Here is a 21,485-nt window from a genome sequence, read left to right on the forward strand (position 1 = left end):
CGCCGTCGTTGTCTGCTCTTTTGTGTCTGTTTTCCGTGCCGGCCCTTCCGGTGCCGGCGGTCAGGAACCCGCGGGGAGCACCGAGCGGTAGACCTCGAGGGTGGTTTCCGTGATGGATTCCCAGGAGAAGTGCTCCTCGGCCCGGCGCCGGCCGGCCTCACCCATGGCGCGTGCCCGCTCGGGATTGGACACCACCTCGATAAGCGCCGCGGCGAAGTCGGTGACGAATTTCTCCGGGTCCAGGGGGATGCCCGTACCGTCCGTGACCTGCTCGATCGGAACCAGCAGTCCGGTCTCGCCGTGCTGGACCACTTCGGGGATTCCGCCGGTGGCGCTGGCCACCACGGCGGCGCCGCAGGCCATCGCCTCGAGGTTCACGATGCCCAGCGGCTCGTAGATGGACGGGCACGCGAACGCGGTCGCGTGGCTGAGCACCTGGACGACTTCGTTGCGGGGCAGCATCCGCTCGATCAGGATGACGCCGCTGCGCTGGCTCTGGAGCTCCTCGATCAGGCGGGCCGTCTCGGCCGCCAGCTCCGGAGTGTCCGCGGCACCCAGGCAAAGAACCAGCTGGACTTCGGCCGGGAGCTTGGCGGCGGCCCGCAGGAGGTACGGTACGCCTTTCTGCCGGGTGTTGCGGCCCACGAAGACAACGGTGGGCCGCTCCGGATCAATGCCGAGTCCGCGGATGATGTCATCACCCTCATCCCGGTTCCACTGGCTGACATCGATGCCGTTGTGCACCACCTTGACCTTGGCCGGGTCCACCTCGGGGTAGCTGCGCAGGATGTCCTGGCGCATGCCCTCGGACACGGCGATGATCGCGGCCGCTGCCTCGTAGGCGGTTTTTTCCACCCAGGAGGACAGGGCGTAGCCGCCGCCGAGCTGCTCGGCCTTCCACGGACGCAACGGTTCCAGGCTGTGGGCGCTGAGCACATGCGGAATGCCGTGCAGCAGGGAGGCAATATGCCCCGCCATGTTGGCGTACCAGGTGTGGGAGTGCACCAGGTCCGCGCCGGCGATGTCCGGGACGATCCGCAAATCAACCCCCAGGGTCTGCACTGCGGCGTTCGCCCCGCCGAGATCCTCGGGCACGGCATAGGACGTCACCGTCGCACCGTGGTACTCCGGCTCACGGGGCGCGCCAAAGGCGCGCACCTGCAGATCCACGTGTTGGGCCAGCACCCTGCTGAGCTCGGCCACGTGCACCCCGGCGCCGCCATAGATTTCGGGCGGGAATTCTTTGGTCACAATGTCTATACGCACAAACCCCAAGGTAGTCGTTACGGTGGAACTGATCTAGTGTGAAGACGTTCGGGCGTGCCGGACTGTTTTGGGGAAGTACAAAGGCGTTCAGGAGCGACCATATGCCGAATAAAAAAGTTCTGGCCATCGTCCTCGCAGGTGGCGAGGGAAACCGGCTCATGCCACTGACGGCGGACCGGGCCAAACCCGGCGTGCCGTTCGCGGGAAGTTACCGGCTCATTGACTTTGCGTTATCCAACCTGGTCAATTCCCGCTACCTGCAGATCGTTGTCCTGACCCAGTACAAGTCGCACAGCCTGGACCGCCATATTTCCGAAACCTGGCGGATGTCCACGCAGCTGGGCAACTACATCGCCTCCGTCCCCGCGCAGCAGCGGGTGGGCAAGAGCTGGTTCCTCGGCAGCGCCAACGCCATCTACCAGTCCCTGAACCTCATCCATGACGCCAACCCGGACATCGTCGTCGTCGTGGGCGCAGACCACGTCTACCGGATGGACTTCGCCCAGATGGTCGACCAGCACGTCGCCAGCGGCGCCAAGGCCACCGTGGCGGCCGTCCGCCAGCCGCTGCACATGGCCGACCAGTTCGGTGTCATCGAAGTGGACCAGAACAACCCGGAGAAGATCGCGGCCTTCGTCGAGAAGCCGTCCTCCACGCCGGGACTCGCCGCCGACCCCAGCCAGTTCCTCGCCTCCATGGGCAACTACGTTTTCAATGCCGACGCGCTCGTCGACGCCCTGCACGTCGACGCCGAGCGGCTGGACACCAAGCACGACATGGGCGGGGACATCATTCCCTACTTCGTCGACAAGGGCGAGGCCGGCGTCTACGACTTCACCCTGAACGAGATCCCCGGCTCCACCGAACGCGACCGCACCTACTGGCGCGACGTCGGCACCATCGACTCGTTCTACGATGCGCACATGGACCTCATCTCGCCCGTGCCGGTGTTCAACCTCTACAACTCGGAGTGGCCGATCTACACGCGGCAGAGCATCTCCCCGCCGGCCAAGTTTGTCCGTGGCCCGAAGAACACGGTCGGCACCGCCCTGGACTCTATCGTCGCCAGCGGCACCGTGATCTCCGGCGGCATCGTGGAAGGCTCCGTGCTTTCCAACGACGTCTATGTCGGAACCTCCAGCCGGGTGCTCGACTCCGTGCTGATGGACAAGGTCAACATCGGTGCAGGCGCCGTCGTCAAGCGTGCCATCATCGACAAGAACGTCAAGGTCCCGGCCGGCGCCGCGATCGGCCTCGACCACGAACTGGACCGGGCCCGCGGTTTCAAGGTCACCGATTCCGGCATCACGGTGCTTTCCAAGGGACAGCTCGTTCCGGAGCCCGGCGATGCCGAGCGTGAGCTGTCGGCCGCCAACCTGATCCTGGTGCCGGATGCGGTCAGGGCCGCCACCGAGCACTGGCCTGCCCTGCGGGATTCCGTGGACAAGGTCGCCGAAGTCCAGGCCGCCGCCGTCGGCGTCATGGGCCCACGTTCCACCAACGCCCCCCAGGGCTGATCTGCCGCAGCGGGGGCCCGGCGTCGGCCCGGGCTCCCCGCAGGCTGTAAAATTGGGGCAATGAGCTCCCCCGATCTGCCGTCCGATCTGACGCCCGAGGAAATCCAGGCCTGCATGAAGGTCCTGAACACCATCCACGTTTACGACGAGGAGCACCCGGACTACGTGTCGGTGCGGCGCGCCACCGGAAAGATGTTCAAGGCCGTCAAGCGCCACCGGCGGGTCAGCAAGCGCGATCTGATCGCGGACGCGGACCGCGCCGTGATCGCCCAGACCGCGACGGCGGCCCCGGACCGGATCGACGATGAAACCCGCGGCAACAAGCTCGCCCCCTCCACGACGGGGAGCATCGCCGGGCACCTGATCAAGTCCCGGCCATGCTACGTCTGCAAGCAGCACTACACCCAGGTGGACGCGTTCTACCACCAGCTCTGCCCGGACTGCGCGGCCTTCAGCCACAGCAAGCGCGACGCCCGCACGGACCTGACCGGGCGCCGCGCCCTCCTGACCGGCGGGCGGGCCAAGATCGGCATGTACATCGCGCTGCGGCTGCTCCGCGACGGCGCCCACACGACGATCACCACCCGCTTTCCGAAGGACGCAGCCCGGCGCTTCGCCGCCATGGAGGACAGCGGCGAGTGGTTGCACCGGCTGCGGATCGTCGGCATCGACCTGCGCGATCCGTCCCAGGTCATGGCCCTGACCGATTCCCTGGACGCCGCGGGCCCGCTCGACATCATCATCAACAACGCAGCCCAGACCGTGCGCCGCTCCGGCAACGCGTACAAGCCGCTGGTCGACGCCGAGGACGAGCCCCTGCCCGCCGCCCTCCAGGCCGCCAACGGCGGCCCGGAACTCGTGACCTTCGGCCACGCCCACGACAAGCACCCGCTGGCCCTGGCCAGCACCGTGCTGGAGCACCCGGTCCTGGCCGGGGACGCGATCACCTCGCTGGCGCTGTCCACCGGCTCCGCGTCGCTGGAGCGCATCGCGTCCGGCACCGCGATTGACGCCGGCGGCTTGGTTCCGGACGTGGCCAGCATCAACAGCTGGACCCAGGTGGTGGACGAAGTGGATCCCCTCGAAATGCTCGAAGTCCAGCTGTGCAACGTCACCGCCCCCTTCCTGCTGGTAAGCCGGCTCCGCGGGGCCATGAAACGCTCCACCGCGCGGCGGAAGTACATCGTGAACGTCAGCGCCATGGAGGGCCAGTTCTCGCGCGCCTACAAGGGTCCCGGCCACCCGCACACCAATATGGCCAAAGCGGCGCTGAACATGATGACCAGGACCAGCGCCCAGGAGATGCTCGACGCCGACGGCATCCTGATGACCGCCGTCGATACCGGCTGGATCACGGATGAGCGCCCGCACTACACGAAGGTGCGCCTGATGGAGGAGGGCTTCCACGCCCCCCTGGACCTCGTCGACGGGGCCGCCCGGGTCTACGACCCGATCGTCATGGGCGAGTCAGGCGAGGACCAGTTCGGCGTCTTCCTGAAGGACTACAAGCCCAGCCCCTGGTAGCCCGCTGCCCGTAGCAGAGTCCTCCGGCGCGGGCTACGGGCCTTATGGCCCTAATGAGGGAACCGGACAGTACGTAACGTGGGTCCACATGAACACAGAGACGACACCTGCGCCCGAATTCGGACTGTCCATTGACCAGTGCTGGGTACTGCTGGACACCGAGGTCGTGGGGAGGATCGCCCTGATCGTGGACGGCCATCCGGAAATCTTTCCGGTGAACTTCGCGCTGGAGCGCCGCTCTATTGTCTTCCGCACCGCCGGGGGCACCAAGCTGTGGGCGGCGATGACGGCCAAGCCCGTCGCCTTCGAAATCGACGGCTACGATACCCACGAAAAGCAGGCCTGGAGCGTGGTGGCCCGCGGCGAGGCCGTGCTGATCGAAAGCCGGGAGGAGAAAGCCGCCGTCGACGCCCTGCTGCTGGAACCGTGGCAGCCGGGAGACAAGGACTACTACGTCCGGCTTTCCCCCAAGGCATTGACGGGGCGCCGGTTCACAGTCAACAACCCGGACCTGTGGAGCACCCGGCTTTCGGATCCCCGCCGGGCATCCTTCGAATAGAACATCCTTCGAAGAGGGCCGGCTTCGAAGAGGGCTGGCGCTCGAATCGGAGCTTCCCGGGCGGTCCGCCCGGGAAGCTGAGGACTACTTGTTTGCCTTGGCTGCCGGTGAATGGACGACCAGGACCGGGCAATGGGCATGGGCCACGAGGGCCGAGCTGACAGAACCGATCAGCATTCCGCCGAAGCCTCCGTGTCCGCGGCGACCCACCACCAGCATGTCGGCGTCCCGGCTGGCGTCGATCAGGGTGTGCCGGGGGTGTCCCTGGACGAGGCGGGACTCGACATTGGCCGGCTTTTCCGCCCCGAAGGCCTTTTCCACCGTCTCCTGCAGGATCTCCCCGGCCCGCACGTCGAAGTCGTCAATGCCCATGGCAACATAACCGTCGTAGACCGGAGGAACGTCCCAGCTGGCCAGCGCCACCAGCTTCGCTGAGAGCGGCACGGCCAGGCTCTGGGCCAGCCGCAGCGCCTCCACCGACGCATCGGAACCATCAACCCCCACCACAATGGTCCGGATGTCCCTGGCTTCGGTCATGGCAGATCCCTTCGTCATACAGCTGGCGCGTCCAGCCTACAATGCCGCTCCGGTCACGGGAGGAGGTAGGGCCAAAGGTCATGGGGAAATGGGGCGGCCCCTGTCCCGGCAGGACCAAGGACCCTTGTCGGGGTCCCGGGCGGGGAGGATTATTGCAGTCGTCGGCAACGCGGACGGCTGCTGGACGGGCCACGAGACCGGACCGGTCCAATGACCGGACAATGGGGAGCGTGGGGTCAGCTGGAGTGGCGACCGAGCCAGCTGCGTCAGCAACAATGAAAGACATTGGGTTTGCGTTGGCGACACTGAACGACAATGGATGCAGCATGCATGACCCGCTGCCGCGATCCGTTGAGCAGGCTGGGGAGCACCGCACCATACATGGCAGCGCAAGCTGCCGGACAGGAGAATCATGATTGCCTGGGCAGATGCAGGTCTCGCTGCACCCGACGGGGCGCCGTCCGTCATCCGTGTGTTCATCCTGGATGACCACGAACTCGTCCGGCGCGGACTTCAGGAGCTCCTCGAGGGCGAGGGCTTCGTCGTGGTGGGTAGTTCCGGGTCCGCCGTCGAGGCGACCCGACGAATCCCTGCCCTTCATCCGGATGTCTGTGTCCTCGACGCCCGGCTGCCGGACGGGACCGGAATTGAAGTCTGCCGCGACGTACGCTCGGTGGACCCCTCACTGAACTGCATCATCCTGACAAGCTTTGACGACGAGCAGGCGCTGCGCGGGGCCGTGCTGGCCGGCGCGAGCGGCTATGTCCTGAAAGAAATCGGCGGCACGGACCTGATCGGTGCACTGCGCCGGGCGGCCACAGGTGAGTCGCTCTTCGCGGAGGGCGTCGCCGCGGGCATCGTCGACAGCCTGGTCGAGGCCGACGAAGTGGACCCCCGGACCTCGGCTCTCACCCCCCAGGAGCGGCGGGTGCTGGAGCTGGTGGGCGGCGGGCTCACGAACCGCCAGATTGCCGCGGAAATGTTCCTCGCGGAAAAAACTGTCAAGAACTACGTCTCCTCGCTGCTCGCCAAGCTGGGCTTCGAACGGCGGACCCAGGCGGCGGTCTTCATCGCCGGCCCCTCCTCCCCCGCACCCCCCGGGGGCCATGGCGAAGAGAGCCGGGCCCACAGGGTCCGCTAGCCGGCGTCCGTCCCGGGCCGCGGAGGCGTTCTGCTGCTAAAGCGGCACGGACCACTCGAGGCTCGTGCCGGCGTCGGGGGCACTGGTGATGGTGCATTCCCCGTCCAGCATGCGGGCGCGGTCCTCCAGGTTGGCCAGTCCCCTTCGCTTCTCCGGTTCGGCGAAGCCTGCCCCGTTGTCGGTGATGACCACGGTCACTTTGCCCTTCACCACGCCCACCGACACCGAGATGGCGTCCGCGCCGGAATGGCGGATGGCGTTGCTGAGGCCTTCCGAAACCACGGCCACCACATTGTCCGCCTTGTCCGGGGTGACGGCGTCCACCGGTCCGGTAATGATCAGCCGCGGAGTGAACGGCATGGACTTCGCTGAGCTGCGGGTCACCCGCCGGATCCGGCCGCTGAGCAGTTCCGTTTCGCCGCTGCTGCTCTTGAGCGAGTAGATGGTGTCTCGCAGGCTCCGGATCGCCTCGTCCAGCTCGCCGGTGATATTGCGGATCCGTTCGGTGGCCAGCTCGTCCTTGGTGAAGCGGGTCAGGCTCTGGACACTCAGCCCCGCCGCGAACAGCCGCTGGATCACGAGGTCATGCAGGTCGCGGGCGATCCTGTCCCGGTCCGTGAACACGAGCAGTTCCTCGCGGAGCCGGTGGACCCGGGCGAGTTCCAGGGCGAGGGCCACATGCGAACCGAAGACGGCGCCCATTTCGATGTCCGTCCGCGCGTAGCGGAGCGCGTCCGGCTCCCGGACGAGCAGCAGGAGCCCGTGATCCGCGCCCTGGGTGCTCAGCGCCACCGCCAGCAGCGGTCCGGTGATCCCGCCGTCGATCTCCCCGAACAGGGCCGAGGCGCTATCCAGGACCACCGGCTCGCCGCCGTCCAGGACACTTTGAAGTACGGGTGAGTCCAGCGCCAGCGACCGCCCGGAGAACTGGGAACTGAGCTTGCCGGCGGCGCCGATGACAACATGTCCGGCTCCGTCTCCGGCCGGCGCCACCAGCAATGCCAGCTGGGAGGCTGACTCCTGCAACGCCCGGCTTGCGATGGGATCCAGGCCGCCGGAGGTGTAGTCGCGGTCGCCGCTGAGCATCAGTCCCGAGACGTCCATGCACGCTTCCAGCCAGCGTGCGCGGCGGCGGGCATCGTCGTAGAGGCGGGCGTTTTCAATGGCAACCCCCGCGGCGGCCGCCAGGGCCACGGCCAGCCCCTCGTCCTCGGCGGTGAAGTCGCTGCCGTCTTCCTTCTCCGTCAGGTAGAGGTTGCCGAAGACCACGTCCCGGACGCGCACAGGGACGCCGAGGAAGGACTTCATGGGTGGGTGGTTCGCCGGGAAGCCGTAGGACTCCGCATGTGTGCGCAGGTCATGGAGCCGGAGCGAGCGGGGGTCGGAAATCAGCAGGCCCAGGACGCCGTGGCCGGTTGGCAGCGGCCCGATCCGGTGCGCCAGCTGTTCGTCGATGCCGACCGTGATGAAGTGGCTGAGCGCCCGGTCATCACCAATCACGCCCAAGGCGCCGAAGCGGGCATGGAGCAGCCGGCAGGCGGACTGCACAACGCGTTCCAGGACGGCGTCGAGGCTGAGATCCTCAGCGACAGCGACGACCGCTTCGAGCAACCCCGCCATTCGCTCCTGGGACTGGAGCAGTTCCTCGGCCCTGGAGACGAAACCCTTAAGCACACTGTCGATCTTGTGCTGCGGCTCATTTTCGGTCTGGTCCGGACGTTCCTGCATTGAATGCATGCTCATGGCCCCAATTCGATACTACGGACACAACGATCGTCGACACTGACGATTGTCTTGCCAGAATACCCCGTACCGGCTGCAAAGACCTTAGACGGGGGACCATATTGCCTTGGATTGTGACCTTCTGCCCTACCAAGGCGCCACGGGCTTGGCGTAGGCTCGGCCCCATGAGTACTGATCCGAACCAGGGCGCACACCCCCAGAAGAACCAGCGGCCACATGAAGTTGAGAACCTTGAGCACCACGAATGCTGGCGGCTGTTACGCAGCGTCTCCGTGGGCCGGCTCGCGGTGTGGGTGGACGACCACCCCGACATCTTCCCGATCAACTACAAGGTGGACCACGGTTCCCTAGTGTTCCGCACGGCGGATGGCACGAAGCTCCAGGCGGCCACCGGCGACACTCCGGTGGCCGTGGAGGCAGACGGTGTGGACGCGGACAGCGGTATTGCCTGGAGCGTGGTGATCAAGGGACAGGCCGCACCGGTGCAGAACCAGCAGGAGGTCCTCGAGACCGTGGGGCTCCTGTTGTTCCCCTGGCAGGCGGGCAAGAAGGAGCACTTCGTCAGGATTACCCCCGAAACCGTCACCGGGCGCCGGTTCAAGGTGGTCCCGCCGCTGACCTGGTGGACGCCCCTGGATGACGCCACCCGCTCGGGACTCGAATAACCTCAGCGAAAACCCCGATGCGCTATCAGACTGCGTTCCCCTGAGACCTCAGAAGAGGGTTCAGGACAGCGACAACTGACAGCGCATCGGCGGGACCGGGCTGTGCGCCGGCAATCAGGCCAGCCGGGTGATTTCCACGCTCACGCTGAGGGCGGAACCGCCTCCGCCGGACAGGATCCCCTTCAGCGGGGGCACGTCGCGGTAGTCACGGCCCCTGGCGACGGTCACATGGAAGTCGCCGGCCGGTTTGTGGTTGGTGGGGTCCCAGCTGCGCCATTCGCCGTCCCACCATTCCAGCCACGCGTGTGACTGCCCGGCGACCGTCTCGCCGAGGTCCGCCGTCGACCGCGGGTGCAGGTAACCGGACACATAGCGGGCCGGGATGCCCCGGCTGCGCAGCGCGCCGATGGCGAGGTGCGCCAGGTCCTGGCAGACGCCCTGGCGCTGGTTCCAGGCTTCCTCGGCGTTGGTGGTGACACCGGTGGAGCCCTTCATGTAGGTCATTTCGCCGCGCATCCACTCAAAGACCGCCATGGCGGCCTCATGCGGGTTGCGTCCCGCGACGACGCCGGGAACGATCCCGAGCACTTCCGTGCCGGGGCCGGTGAGCTGCGACTGCGGAATCCAGTCGCTGAACTTGTTCAGGGTTTCCGGGGCGTCGAGGACGTCCCAGCCGACGATGTCCGCCTCCGCCGGGATCCGTTCCGCCCGGTGCACCTCGACGGTGGTGGTGGTCAGGACCTCGAGGTACTCGTGCGGCATCTGCATGTCGAAGGCCGTGACGCGGGTGCCCCAGTAGTCCCGGTAGCTGCTCAGGGCGGCCTGCGACGGCGAGACCTTCAGGGACGACTCCAGGACCACCTGCTGGGGATCCGTCAGCGGGGTCATGCGGGCCTCGTTGTAGGAGAGCGTGACGCGCTTGTTGTACTTGTACGCCGTCTTGTGAATGATGCTCAGCCTGGTCATGAAACTTCTCCCACCCAGGCGAGTTCATCTGCCTGATTGAAGTACTTACGGGAAATGGCGTCCGAGGCCTGCGAGACAGCCTTCTGCACGCGTTCCATGTGCTCCGGCAGTTCGGACATCAGGTCGTCGGTGCGGTGGAACTCGAGGAAGGTGCGGGCCTGGCCGACGATCCGCCGGGCGTCGTTGATGAACCCGACGCGCTGGGCCGAGGGGTCCAGCATGGCGAGGCACTCGTCGGCATCCCGCAGCGCGTACACGATGGACCGCGGGAACAACCGGTCCAGCAGCAGGAACTCGGCGGCGTGCTGGTCGCCGAAGGCCGCGCGGCGAGTCCGCAGGAACGATTCGTACGCGCCGGCGCAGCGGAGCATGTTCACCCAGGACATGCCGGCGGAGAGCACGTCCCGGGTGGAGAGCATCCGCGCGGTCATGTCTGCGCGTTCCAGCGAGCGGCCCAGGACCAGGAACTGCCAGCTCTCATCGTGGCTCACGGTGGTGTCCGCGAGGCCGCTGACCATGGCCGTCCGCTCCAGCACCCAGTTGCAGAAACGGTAGGTGCCGACGACGTCCTTGCGGTGCTGGTTCAGCCCGTAGTACGTCGTGTTCAGGCTTTCCCAGAGCCCGGAGGACACGGTTTCGCGGGCGCGGCGGGCGTTCTCCCGCGCCGCACCGAGGGAACCGGCAATGGACGTGGCGCTCTGCTTGTCATAGGCGAGGGCGTTGAGCAGTTCGGGGAGGCCAAACTCCTCGCTCTGCGCCCGGGCGCCCATGACGGCCAGGAGTTCCTGCGCCACGCTGCGCTGTTCCTCCATCGGCAGGTGGTTGAGCCGCTCCAGGTGGACATCGAGGATGCGGGCGGTGCCGTCAGCCCGTTCCACATAGCGGCCGATCCAAAACAGTGACTCGGCGATACGGCTAAGCATTCGCGGTTACCTCCAGCGCATGGGAAATCTGAAAAAAGCTTGTCAGCGGATAAGTGCAGGACGTGGTGCCGCGGCTCATTGCTGCTGCTCCTTCTGGCTGTCGCGCCAGTTGCTTTCCACAGGCCAGACAGAGACGCGTTCGCGGACCGTGATGGCCGGACGCGGAAGGACCTCCACCGGGACCTGCGGGGAATCTGCAAGGACCCAGGTGTCCTTGGAGCCGCCGCCCTGGCTGGAGTTCACGATCAGTGAGCCCTCCTTGAGCGCCACCCGGGTCAGGCCTCCGGGCAGGACCCAGACGTCGTCGCCGTCGTTGACCGCGAAGGGGCGCAGGTCCACGTGGCGCGGGCCGAACCTGTCGCCGCTAAGCGTGGGAACCGTGGACAGCTGCAGGACCGGCTGCGCGATCCAGCCGCGGGGGTCCGCGATGACGCGCTTGCGCAGGGCCTCGAGCTCGTCCTTGGTCGCGTCCGGGCCAATCACTAGGCCCTTCCCGCCGGAACCGTCCACAGGCTTGACCACGAGTTCGGCCAGGCGGTCCAGGACCTCTTCCCGGGCCTCTTTTTCTTCCAGCCGGAAGGTGTCCACGTTGGCGATCACGGGTTCTTCGTTGAGGTAGTAGCGGATCAGGTCCGGGACGTAGCTGTAGACCAGCTTGTCGTCGGCGACGCCGTTGCCCACGGCATTGGCGATGGTGACTCCCCCGGCCCGGGCGGCGTTGACCAGCCCCGGGCAGCCGAGCATGGAGTCGGCCCGGAACTGCAGCGGATCCAGGAACTCGTCGTCGATGCGTTTGTAGATCACGTCCACGCGCTGTTCCCCGGCGGTGGTGCGCATGTAGACGCGGTTGCCGCGGCAGATGAGGTCGCGCCCTTCGACGAGTTCCACGCCCATCAGGCCGGCGAGCAGGGTGTGCTCGAAGTAGGCGCTGTTGAAGACGCCCGGGGTCAGGACCACCACGGTGGGGTCGTCGACGCCGGACGGTGCCGTCTTGCGCAGGGCGGACAGCAGGCGGCGGGGGTACTCTTCGACCGGCCGGATGAGCTGCTGGCCGAAGGCCTCGGGCAGACCCTTGGCCATCGCCCGGCGGTTCTCCAGGACGTAGCTGACGCCGGAGGGGACGCGGACGTTGTCCTCCAGGACGCGGAAGGTCCCCGCGGCGTCGCGGACGACGTCGATCCCGGAAATATGGACGCGGACCCCCCCTGCCGGCTCGAAGCCGTGGACCTGGCGGTGGAAGTGGGCGCTGGTGGTGACCAGCTGGCGCGGGATGACACCGTCGGTCACGACGGTCATCTTGTCGTAGACATCGTTGAGGAATGCCTCGAGCGCCCGGACGCGCTGCGCCACCCCCTTTTCCAGCACCGTCCACTCATCGGCCGGGATAACCCGGGGCACGATATCGAGCGGGAAGGGCCGCTCCTCCCCCGCGAAGTCGAAGGTCACACCCCGGTCCAGGAAGGTCCGGGCCATCGAATCGGCGCGGGCGGTGACATCAGCAAGCGAGAGTTCACTCAGCGCCCCGGCAACCTGCCCGTACGACTTCCGGGCTTGTTGCCCGGGGGTAAACATCTCATCGTAGGCGCCGGAACGTTCGGCGGCCACGGAGTAATCCTGGAATAGGTCAGACATGCTCACTAGACAACCACCTTTTTGTTGCGAAATCATTTCGGAACGCCCGGCAGCGTGGCGGCTGCGGGCTGCCGGCAACGTCCGCTGCCGGTCGCAGGGGTGCGGGGCAGTGCGTAGGAGCTGCCGGCCGCCGCGGCGGTGGCGGCTTTTCCGGGCCCTTGCGGCAAGGTAGTGGCGTGCCCCCGTTTACTTTTAAGCCGCTGTCCGGCGGCAGGCCGCTGCCGGGTCTGCTGCCTGGCATGATGGCCGCCGCAGCCGCCGTCGTGCTGGCCCTTGCCGTCCACTCCCTGATTCCCGTACTTCCGGCCATGACGCTGGCGGTGGCATCCGGGCTCCTCGCCGCCAATGTCCCGGGGCTGGCCGGCTGGACCGCAGGAAAGGGCCGGGCGGGCCTGGATTTCGCCGGCAAGCACCTGATGCGCGCCGGGATCGTGGTGCTGGGGCTGAAGGTCAGTCTCGTGGATGTGCTCGGTCTCGGCTGGGCCGCGCTGCTGCTCATCACCGGGGTGGTCCTGGCCGCTTTCGCCGGAACCTACGGGATCAGCAGGCTTTTCCGCCTGCCCCCGCCGGTCTCGCTGCTGATTGCCACCGGCTTTTCCATCTGTGGGGCCTCAGCCATCGGGGCGATGGCCGCGGTGCGCCGGATCCGGCAGCCCGACACCGTGCTCCCGGTGGCCCTCGTGACCCTGTGCGGCACCCTCGCCATCGGGGTGCTGCCGCTGCTCATCCGTCCGCTGGGGCTCAGCCCCGAAGTGTTTGGTGCCTGGGCCGGCGCCTCCGTCCACGACGTCGGTCAGGTGGTGGCCACCGCGCAGACCGCGGGGGCTACGGCGCTGGCGGTCGCCGTCGTCGTGAAACTCACCCGGGTGATCTTGCTGGCGCCCATCGTCGCCGCGGCAGCCCTGCACCACCGCAGCAGCGCCGATGCCGGCGACGGACTGAAGCGGCCGCCCCTCGTCCCGTTGTTTGTGCTCGGCTTCGTCGCGCTGGCAGCCCTGCGGACCACCGGCTGGCTCTCCCCCGCTGTCCTCGACGCCGCTGCCGTGCTGCAGGACATTCTGCTGGGGATGGCGCTGTTTGGGCTCGGCTCGGCGGTACGGGTGGGCCAGCTGCTGCACACCGGAGCGCGCGCGCTCCTGGCGGCGCTCGCGTCCTGGCTGCTGATCGCCGGGCTGGGGCTGGGCGCTGCGTTCCTCATGGTTAGATAGCGGGGTGTCGAACCAGAACCTGCGCCGCGATGAAGCCGCTACCCGCTCAGCCCTGATCACCACCCACAGCTACGACGTCTCCCTGGACGTCCGGCAGGCGGCGGATCCGGAGGTCGCCGGTTACACGAGCCGCAGCGTCATCAACTTCTCCGCCGGCGAACCCGGGTCCGCGACGTTCCTGGACTTCATCAGCAGTGACGTGCACAGCGTCATCCTCAACGGCAAGGAACTCGCCGTCGCCGACGTCATGGATGGTTCACGGATCCGGCTCGACGGGCTCCAGACGGAGAACGAGGTCACGGTCACCGGCACCGCGCTGTACAGCACTTCCGGGGAAGGCATGCACCGCTTCTTCGACCCCGCCGACAGCCAGTGCTACCTGTACACCCAGTACGAGCCCGCCGACGCCCGCCGGGTCTTCGCCAATTTCGAACAGCCCGACCTCAAAGCGGAATTCACCTTCCACGTCACGGCACCCTCGGCCTGGCAGGTGTCCTCAAACGGCATCGAAACCCGGTGCACGCTCCTCACCAGCGACCCGGACACTAGCCGCTGGGACTTTGCCCCCACCAAGGCCATGTCCACATACATCACGACGGTGCTGGCCGGCCCGTATTTCAAGGCCGAGGACTCCTGGAGCACGACGCTCGAGGACGGCACCCGGCTGGAGGTCCCGCTGGCCCTCTACTGCCGCGCCTCGATGGCGCCGTCCTTCGACCCCGACGCACTCTTCACCCTCACCCGGAACGGCCTGGACTTCTTCAACGAACTCTTCGGCTTCCCCTACCCGTGGGGCAAATACGACCAGGCCTTCGTGCCCGAATACAACCTCGGCGCCATGGAGAACCCCGGGCTGATGACCTTCACGGAAAGCTACGTCTTCACCTCCCGCGCAGCAGATTCGCAGTACCAGGCCCGCGCCAACACCCTGCTGCACGAGATGGCCCACATGTGGTTCGGCGACCTCGTCACCATGCAGTGGTGGGACGATCTGTGGCTCAAGGAATCCTTCGCGGACTACATGGGGACCCTCGGCGTGGACCGCACCACGGACTGGGCGACGGCGTGGGTGAACTTCGCCAACAACCGCAAGGCCTGGGCCTACATGCAGGACCAGCTGCCGACCACGCACCCGATCGTCGCCGACATTCCCGACCTTGAGGCCGCCAAACAGAACTTCGACGGCATCACGTACGCCAAGGGCGCCTCGGTCCTCAAGCAGCTCGTCGCCTACGTGGGCTTCGAGGCCTTCATTGCCGGCTCGCGCCAGTACTTCAAGGACCACGCCTACGGCAACACCACGCTGGCTGACCTTTTGGCCGCGCTCAGCGCCGCCTCCGGCCGGGACCTCGCGGACTGGGCGCGCCAGTGGCTGCAGACCTCCGGCATCTCCACTCTCAGCAGCGAGATCGAGGAGCGCGACGGCGTCCTCGGCACGGTCACCGTCATCCAGGATGCAGAGGACCCGACGACGGGCCGGCAGGAGCCGCGGCCGCACCGGCTGCGGATCGGCCTCTACGAGCACGACGCCGGGGCCCTGGTCCGCACCGACAGCATCGAGACCGACATCAGCGGGGCACGGACCGAGGTGCCCGCCCTGTCCGGCAAGGCCCGGCCTGCCCTGATGCTGGTCAACGACGATGACCTCAGCTACGCCAAGGTCCGGCTGGACCCCCGCTCGGAAGCCACAGTGCGGAGCTCCCTTGGCGCGCTCAGCGATCCGATGGCGCGGGCCCTGTGCTGGACCGCACTCTGGGATTCGGCCCGGGACGCCGCCTCACCGGCTGCCCGCTACGTCGACGCCGTCCAGCTTTTCGGCCCCACGGAATCCGGCATCGGCGTGCTGCTGAACGTCCTGGGCAACGCATCCACCGCGATCGAACGCTACGTGCCCCTGGCCGTTAGGGCCGACGTCCGCCTGGGCTTCCTGTCCCTCGCGGCCGACGAGTTCCACCGGGCCGCACCGGGCTCCGACCAGCAGCTGGCGTGGGCGCGCACGGTCGCCGCAAGCAGCCGCTTCGACGGCAGCCAGCTGGTCCTCCTCCGCGGCCTCCTGGACGGCAGCACCGTCGTTGCGGGCCTCTCCGTGGACGCCGAGCTCCGCTGGAACCTCTGGCACGCCCTGGCCGCCAACGGGAAGGCCAGCGTTGCGGAGCTTGATGCGGAGCTGCTCCGCGACAACACCGCGGCCGGCAAATCCGGGCATGCCACCGCCCTCGCTGCCCGCCCCGATTCGGCCGTCAAGGAAGCAGCCTGGCAGGAGGCGGTTCACGGCACCTCGCTGTCCAACCAGCTGCTCAGCGCCACGATCGCCGGTTTCAACACGGGACCGGCCCCGCTGCTGCGTGGATTCATTGAGCCCTATTTCGAGTGCCTGGAAGAGGTGTGGGCCGGGCGCAGCATCGAAATCGCCAGCCGGATCGTCCGCGGGCTCTACCCGGCAGGGCAGGACCTGGACGGCGACAGCCCTCAGACGCACCCCGTGATCGTACGGACGGACCACTGGCTGGCCGGGCATCCGGAGGCCCCGCGGGCGCTGCGCCGCATCATCATCGAACAGCGCAGCCACCTGCATCGCGCCCTGAAGGCGCAGGCCCGGTAGGCGGTCTTCAGGGCACCCGGTGCAGCCACTCCGGCGTGCCGAACTTGGCCGTGACCCGGAGGTGGGCGGCGGCGAGCTCAGCCTCGGTCAGTTCCGAGGGCGTCGCCGCATAGCGTTCAGCGAAGACCTCCATCATGGCCGCAACGATCTCGGCCCGGGCCAGTCCGGTCTGGCGCCGCAGCGGATCCACCCGCTTCTTGGCGCTACGGGTTCCCTTGTCCGAGAGCTTCTCCTTGCCGATCCGCAGGACCTCCACCATCTTGTCCGCGTCGATGTCGTAGCTCATGGTCACGTGGTGCAGCATGCCGCCGTTCGCCAGCCGCTTCTGCGCGGCGCCGCCAATCTTGCCCTGCTCCGTGGCGATGTCATTGAGCGGCACGTAAAAGGCGTTGATCCCCATCTTCTCGAGGGCCGCCATCACCCAGGCGTCCAGGAAGCCGTAGGAGTCGGCGAAACTGAGGCCATCCACCAGGGTCTGCGGCAGGTACAGCGAATAGGTGATGCAGTTACCGGCCTCCATGAACATCGCTCCCCCGCCGCTGATCCGGCGGACCACGCTGATGCCGTGGCGTTCGACGCCGGCGGGGTCCAGCTCATTGCGGACGGACTGGAAGCTGCCGATCACCACTGACGGTTCCTCCCAGTCCCAGAAGCGCAGGGTGGGGTTGCGGCGCCCCGCGCCGACCTCCTCAGTCAGGACCTCGTCCAGGGCGACGTTCACGTGGGTGGGCAGCACGGAGGGCGCGATGATGTTCCAGTGGTGGTCTGCCCAGCCGGTGGCCTTCACCAGGGCGCGCCGGACGGTGACCGCCACGGCGTCGGCCGAAAATCCGAACAGGACGGTGTTGGCGGGCAGGGCCGCTGACACTGCGGCGGACAGATCCGCGGCGGCGGCGTCCGCCGGGAGGCCCGTGAGCGCCCGGTTGATCTCCGGCAGTGCCTCGTCCGGCTCGAGGAAGAAGTCCCCGCTGAGAGAGACGTTCGCGAGCACACCGTCGACGACGTCGAGATCGGCGACGACGAGTTTCCCGCCGGGAACCTTGTACTCCCCGTGGTGGCGGGCGCCGCCGTCGTCAGTGCTGCTGGAGCCGGGGACCGGGGGAAAGGATGTCATGCCCTTAATCCTGCCACGCACCGGCCGCGCCGGAGTTGCCGCACGGGGCGGTTCAGCGCAGGACGCAAAAAGCCCGCACCGTCACCGGTGCGGGCTTTTCCAAAAGACCTTGGGGAGAAGAAGTTACTTCTTGCCGCCGAAGCCCTTGAAGCGAGCGTTGAAGCGCTCGACGCGGCCTGCAGAGTCCATGATGCGCTGCTTGCCCGTGTAGAACGGGTGGGACTCGGAGGAGATTTCGACGTCGATGACCGGGTAGGTGTTTCCGTCTTCCCACTCGATGGTCTTCTTGGAAGACACGGTGGACTTGGTCAGGAACTTGACGCCGGAAGCCAGGTCGTTGAAAACAACAGCTTCGTACTTCGGGTGAGTATCAGACTTCATAATTGGACCTTTGTTCGCACAACTGGATTTTGCCAGTTGCCAGGTATGAATGGGATGGCCGGCGGAATGCACCGGACGGCCAGCTATCAATCATAGCGGAAAGCCGGCGCCCCCGCCGCCTGAGCATCGGCGCGGTCAGTCGCGGGGGCGCAACTCCCAGAAGGCGACGGCGGACGCCGCGGCGACGTTGAGCGAGTCAACGCCGGCACGCATGGGGATCTTCACTGCGAGGTCGACGGCGGCGAGGGTGGCCGCGCTCATCCCGGCGCCCTCGGTGCCGAGCACGAGTGCGAGCTTCTCCGGCCGGCGGGCCGCCAGCTCATCGAGGTCCACGGCGTCGTCCGTGAGCTCCATGGCGGCCACCGTGAAGCCGTGCCCGCGGAGCAGCTGCAGGGCGGCCGGCCAATCCTCCAGCCGGGCCCATGGCACCTGGAACACCGTCCCCATGCTGACCCGGACGCTGCGCCGGTACAGCGGATCCCCGCAGCGCGGCGAGACGAGGACTGCGTCCACGCCCAGTGCCGCGGCGGAGCGGAATATCGCGCCGACGTTGGTGTGGTCCACGATGTCCTCCAGGACGGCGACCCGGCGTGCCCCGGCGAGAAGCTCGGGCAGCGGCACAGGTTCCGGCCGCTGCATCGCCGCCATGGCGCCGCGGTGCAGATGGAAGCCGGTGATGTCCTCCAGCAGCGCGGCGGAACCGATGTACGCGGGGACCTCCGGGAACTGCTCAAAGACGTCGGCGAGGTCCTCAAGCCATTTTTCCGCGAGAAAGAAGGAGCGCGGCCGGTGTCCTGCGGCAAGGGCGCGCCGCAGCACCCGGGAGGACTCGGCGATGTACATGCCCTCGGCGGGTTCCCGGAGTTTGCGCAGGTGCACGTCGGTCAGCCGGGTGTAGTCGGAGACCCGGGGGTCGTCGGCGGAGTCAAGGCGGTGGAAGGTCACGGACGGGTCATTTCAGCGGGAGAGGGGGCGGTCATTAAAACGGGTCATTGGAACAGGTCGCCGGAACAGGTCGCCGGAACGGGTCACTTGAACAGGTTGGCGATCATGAACCCCAGGGCGACGAGGCCCAGGACGAAGATGACACCCCGCAGGACTACCGGGGACAGCCGGCGGCCGACCTTGGAGCCGACCACGCCGCCGATCAGCGAGCTCACCGCGATCAGCCCGACGACGGCCCAGTCGATCCGGCCGAACGCGAAGAGCAGGTAGGAGGCGGCGGCGACGACGTTCACGCCCAGGACCAGGATGTTCTTCATGGCGTTGGCGTTCTGGATGGTCCCCGTCATGAAGATGCCCAGGATCCCGACCAGCAGGATGCCCTGCGCCGCGACGAAGTAGCCGCCGTACACCCCGGCCAGGTACACGAGGACCACGAGGATGATGCCGTGGCGGCGGTCGCGGATGGCGTGCTCGGGGTTCTGCTCCCGGTTCCGGACCCACTGCTGCAGGCGGGGCTGGAAGGCCACCATGAGCAGTGCGAGCACGATCAGGACGGGGGCGGCGTAGTGGAAGACCTTTTCGGGGAGGTGCAGCAGCAGGTAGGCGCCGGTGATGCCACCGAGCAGCGAGGCGGGCAGCAGCTTGAGCAGTTGCTTGCCGCGTCCGGTCAGTTCCTTGCGGTAGCCCCAGGCGCCGGCGGCGTTCCCGGCCACGAGGCCCATCGCGTTGCTGATCGACGCGGTGACCGGCGCGTAGCCGAGGGCGATCAGCACCGGGAAGGTCACCAGGGTCCCGGAACCGACCACACTGTTGATGGTGCCGGCCCAGAGCCCGGCGAAGAAAATGAGGACGCTATTGAGGAACTCCATGCGCGGTCAGCGGCCGGCTCAACGGCGCGCGGTGGCCGTGTACCGGCCGGCGCTGACGCTGACATCCAGCGGCAGCCCGAAGGTCTCGCTCAGGTTCCCGGCGGTGAGGACATTTTCGATCGGGCCCTGGGCGACCACGCCGCCGTCGCGCAGCAGCATGGCGTGGGTGAATCCCGGCGGGACCTCTTCGAGGTGGTGGGTGACCAGGACGATGGCCGGGGCGGCCTCGTCGCGGGCGAGTTCACTGAGCCGGTGCACGAGGTCCTCGCGGCCGCCCAGATCGAGTCCGGCGGCGGGTTCGTCGAGGAGCAGGAGCTCGGGATCCGTCATCAGGGCCCGGGCGATCTGGACGCGCTTGCGCTCCCCCTCGGAGAGCGAGGCAAACGGCCGGTTGAGCAGCGGTCCCATGCCCCACTCGTTCAGCAGGGCGAAGGCGCGGCGTTCGTCGTCCTTTTCATAGCCCTCACGCCAGCGCCCGGTGACGCCATACGCTGCCGTCACGACGACGTTGAGGACCTTTTCGTGTTCCGGGATCTGGTTGGCCAGCGCGGCCGAGGACAGGCCGATCCGCGGCCGGAGTTCGAAGACGTCGACGGCGCCGAGAATCTCCTCCAGGATGCCCGCCATCCCGCTTGTCGGGTGGATCCGCGCGGCTGCCACCTGCAGCAGAGTGGTCTTGCCGGCACCGTTGGGACCCAGGATCACCCAACGCTCGCCTTCCCGGACCTGCCAGTCGACCTTGTTCAGGAGCGTCTTTGCCCCACGTACAACGCTGACCGCGGCCAATTCAAGAACATCACTCATAGGAGTAGACACTAGGACAAAACAGCGGACGACTGATAACCGGAACCCAGGAGCGTGGCCGGGTTCATGCTGACCGGCCGCCGGGTGTGTCACCGGAGCGCAACGAATTCGGGGCCTCCTTGGCCGGATCGCTAGGATTGCACCCATGACCCTGAACGTGACTGCAGTGAGCTATGCCCCGAAACTGACCCTTCCCGAGGTGCAGCAGCTGCGGTCGCTGCTCAACGCAGCGGGACTGGCGCTGGAGGCAGAAGCCCGCACGGGAGACGCCCGCTTCGAGGTCTACACCGCTGACGGCAGCTTTGACCCGGACTCCACCCCGGATCACGCGGCGGCGCTGGCCGAACTGCGCCGGAGGGCGGCAGCCCAGAGCCCGGCCGGAGTGGACACGGCAATTGTGCCGGCCGCCCTGCGCAGTGCGCAGCGGAAGTTCCTCATCATGGACGTGGACTCCACCCTGATCCAGCAGGAAGTGATAGAGCTCCTTGCCGCCTATGCGGGCAAACGTGAAGAGGTGACGGCCGTGACTGAGGCCGCCATGCGCGGGGAGCTGGACTTCGCCCAGAGCCTGCATGCGCGGGTGGCCGTGCTCGCCGGGCTGCCGGCCGACGTCGTCGATTCCGTCCGTGCCGAAGTGAAATTGAGTCTCGGTGCGGCGGAGCTCGTGGCCGCCTTCCAGGCGGCCGGGCATGTGGTGGCCGTGGTCTCCGGCGGCTTCAACCAGATCCTGCGCCCGATCGCGGAGGGCCTGGGACTCAAGTACTGGGTCGCCAACGAACTCGAAATCGTCGACGGCGCACTGACCGGAAAGGTCATCGGCGAGGTCGTTGACCGGGCGGCGAAGGAGAAGTACCTGCGAGAGTGGGCCGCCAGGGAAGGCATCCCGATGGAGCACACGATTGCTGTGGGCGACGGCGCCAACGATCTGGACATGCTCGGTGCGGCGGGGATCGGCGTGGCGTTCAACGCCAAGCCTGCTGTCCGCGCGGTCGCGGATGCCGCAGTGAACCTGCCGTACCTCGACGCCGTCCGGTACATCGCCGGCGTCTGAGGCGAGGCATCACACGGAAGGGGCGGGGGGCCCCCCCC

General features: G+C 67.4%; 19 protein-coding genes. 8 read left to right on the forward strand and 11 right to left on the reverse strand.

Going from position 1 to position 21,485, the window contains the following annotated elements; translation table 11 throughout:
- Window positions 1-60: 60 nt before the first annotated feature.
- Window positions 61-1,266 carry a glycogen synthase gene (gene glgA, locus QCD75_RS17935; protein ID WP_301230768.1) on the reverse strand — a complete coding sequence of 402 codons (1,206 nt, stop codon included), beginning with the start codon at window positions 1,264-1,266 and terminating at the stop codon, window positions 61-63.
- 101 nt (window positions 1,267-1,367) lie between these two features.
- On the opposite strand from glgA, the gene glgC reads away from it, so the two are divergent.
- From glgC to QCD75_RS17950, 3 genes are all read left to right on the forward strand, one after another.
- Complete coding sequence (gene glgC, locus QCD75_RS17940) at window positions 1,368-2,783, forward strand: glucose-1-phosphate adenylyltransferase (RefSeq protein ID WP_301230769.1); 1,416 nt, start codon at window positions 1,368-1,370, stop codon at window positions 2,781-2,783.
- 60 nt (window positions 2,784-2,843) lie between these two features.
- Window positions 2,844-4,307 carry an SDR family NAD(P)-dependent oxidoreductase gene (locus tag QCD75_RS17945; RefSeq protein WP_301230770.1) on the forward strand — a complete coding sequence of 488 codons (1,464 nt, stop codon included), beginning with the start codon at window positions 2,844-2,846 and terminating at the stop codon, window positions 4,305-4,307.
- Window positions 4,308-4,395: 88 nt separating this feature from the next.
- A complete protein-coding gene (locus QCD75_RS17950; protein WP_301230771.1) occupies window positions 4,396-4,866 on the forward strand; it encodes a pyridoxamine 5'-phosphate oxidase family protein in 471 nt (156 codons plus the stop codon).
- A gap of 84 nt (window positions 4,867-4,950) precedes the next feature.
- On the opposite strand, the gene QCD75_RS17955 is transcribed toward QCD75_RS17950, so the two are convergent.
- Window positions 4,951-5,403 carry a universal stress protein gene (locus tag QCD75_RS17955; protein WP_301230772.1) on the reverse strand — a complete coding sequence of 151 codons (453 nt, stop codon included), beginning with the start codon at window positions 5,401-5,403 and terminating at the stop codon, window positions 4,951-4,953.
- Between the two features lie 412 nt (window positions 5,404-5,815).
- Here QCD75_RS17955 and QCD75_RS17960 point away from each other — a divergent pair, with 412 nt between their 5' ends.
- Window positions 5,816-6,544, forward strand: a complete 729-nt coding sequence (locus QCD75_RS17960) for a response regulator (protein WP_301230773.1) — start codon at window positions 5,816-5,818, stop codon at window positions 6,542-6,544.
- Window positions 6,545-6,580: 36 nt separating this feature from the next.
- Here the strand turns inward: QCD75_RS17960 and QCD75_RS17965 are convergent, their stop codons facing one another.
- Window positions 6,581-8,281, reverse strand: a complete 1,701-nt coding sequence (locus QCD75_RS17965; protein ID WP_441005514.1) for a GAF domain-containing protein — start codon at window positions 8,279-8,281, stop codon at window positions 6,581-6,583.
- 170 nt (window positions 8,282-8,451) lie between these two features.
- On the opposite strand from QCD75_RS17965, the gene QCD75_RS17970 reads away from it, so the two are divergent.
- Window positions 8,452-8,952: a pyridoxamine 5'-phosphate oxidase family protein gene (locus QCD75_RS17970; protein WP_301230775.1), complete on the forward strand. Its 501-nt coding sequence runs from the start codon at window positions 8,452-8,454 to the stop codon at window positions 8,950-8,952.
- Between the two features lie 114 nt (window positions 8,953-9,066).
- On the opposite strand, the gene QCD75_RS17975 is transcribed toward QCD75_RS17970, so the two are convergent.
- From QCD75_RS17975 to QCD75_RS17985, 3 genes are all read right to left on the reverse strand, one after another.
- The gene (locus tag QCD75_RS17975) at window positions 9,067-9,918 is read right to left on the reverse strand and encodes a transglutaminase family protein (RefSeq protein ID WP_301230776.1); all 852 of its coding nucleotides are present in this window, start codon (window positions 9,916-9,918) and stop codon (window positions 9,067-9,069) included.
- Window positions 9,915-10,841, reverse strand: coding sequence for an alpha-E domain-containing protein (locus QCD75_RS17980; RefSeq protein WP_301230777.1), 927 nt, complete (start codon window positions 10,839-10,841; stop codon window positions 9,915-9,917). Before QCD75_RS17980 ends, QCD75_RS17975 begins: the two co-directional genes overlap by 4 nt.
- 75 nt (window positions 10,842-10,916) lie before the next feature.
- Window positions 10,917-12,473, reverse strand: a complete 1,557-nt coding sequence (locus QCD75_RS17985) for a circularly permuted type 2 ATP-grasp protein (protein ID WP_301230787.1) — start codon at window positions 12,471-12,473, stop codon at window positions 10,917-10,919.
- 239 nt (window positions 12,474-12,712) lie between these two features.
- Between QCD75_RS17985 and QCD75_RS17990 the strand changes: the two genes are divergently transcribed.
- Window positions 12,713-13,681, forward strand: coding sequence for a YeiH family protein (locus tag QCD75_RS17990; protein ID WP_441005515.1), 969 nt, complete (start codon window positions 12,713-12,715; stop codon window positions 13,679-13,681).
- Window positions 13,682-13,685: 4 nt separating this feature from the next.
- Window positions 13,686-16,283 carry an aminopeptidase N gene (gene pepN / locus QCD75_RS17995; RefSeq protein WP_301230779.1) on the forward strand — a complete coding sequence of 866 codons (2,598 nt, stop codon included), beginning with the start codon at window positions 13,686-13,688 and terminating at the stop codon, window positions 16,281-16,283.
- Between the two features lie 7 nt (window positions 16,284-16,290).
- Here pepN and QCD75_RS18000 read toward each other — a convergent pair whose 3' ends face one another.
- The 5 genes from QCD75_RS18000 to QCD75_RS18020 all read right to left on the reverse strand — a co-directional run bounded on the left by QCD75_RS18000 (window position 16,291) and on the right by QCD75_RS18020 (window position 20,396).
- A complete protein-coding gene (locus QCD75_RS18000; RefSeq protein ID WP_301230780.1) occupies window positions 16,291-17,397 on the reverse strand; it encodes a lipoate--protein ligase family protein in 1,107 nt (368 codons plus the stop codon).
- Window positions 17,398-17,520: 123 nt separating this feature from the next.
- Window positions 17,521-17,778, reverse strand: coding sequence for a type B 50S ribosomal protein L31 (locus QCD75_RS18005; RefSeq protein WP_024365679.1), 258 nt, complete (start codon window positions 17,776-17,778; stop codon window positions 17,521-17,523).
- Between the two features lie 135 nt (window positions 17,779-17,913).
- A complete protein-coding gene (locus QCD75_RS18010; protein WP_301230781.1) occupies window positions 17,914-18,723 on the reverse strand; it encodes a TrmH family RNA methyltransferase in 810 nt (269 codons plus the stop codon).
- Between the two features lie 83 nt (window positions 18,724-18,806).
- The gene (locus QCD75_RS18015) at window positions 18,807-19,592 is read right to left on the reverse strand and encodes a sulfite exporter TauE/SafE family protein (RefSeq protein ID WP_301230782.1); all 786 of its coding nucleotides are present in this window, start codon (window positions 19,590-19,592) and stop codon (window positions 18,807-18,809) included.
- An 18-nt stretch (window positions 19,593-19,610) separates the two neighbouring features.
- Window positions 19,611-20,396, reverse strand: a complete 786-nt coding sequence (locus QCD75_RS18020) for an ABC transporter ATP-binding protein (RefSeq protein ID WP_301230783.1) — start codon at window positions 20,394-20,396, stop codon at window positions 19,611-19,613.
- 145 nt (window positions 20,397-20,541) lie between these two features.
- Here QCD75_RS18020 and serB point away from each other — a divergent pair, with 145 nt between their 5' ends.
- On the forward strand, window positions 20,542-21,447 hold the full coding sequence (serB, locus tag QCD75_RS18025) for a phosphoserine phosphatase SerB (protein ID WP_301230784.1): 906 nt from the start codon (window positions 20,542-20,544) through the stop codon (window positions 21,445-21,447).
- Window positions 21,448-21,485 lie beyond the last annotated feature (38 nt).

Origin of the sequence: Arthrobacter sp. PsM3, assembly GCF_030433895.1 — a bacterium.
Lineage (GTDB): Bacteria > Actinomycetota > Actinomycetes > Actinomycetales > Micrococcaceae > Arthrobacter.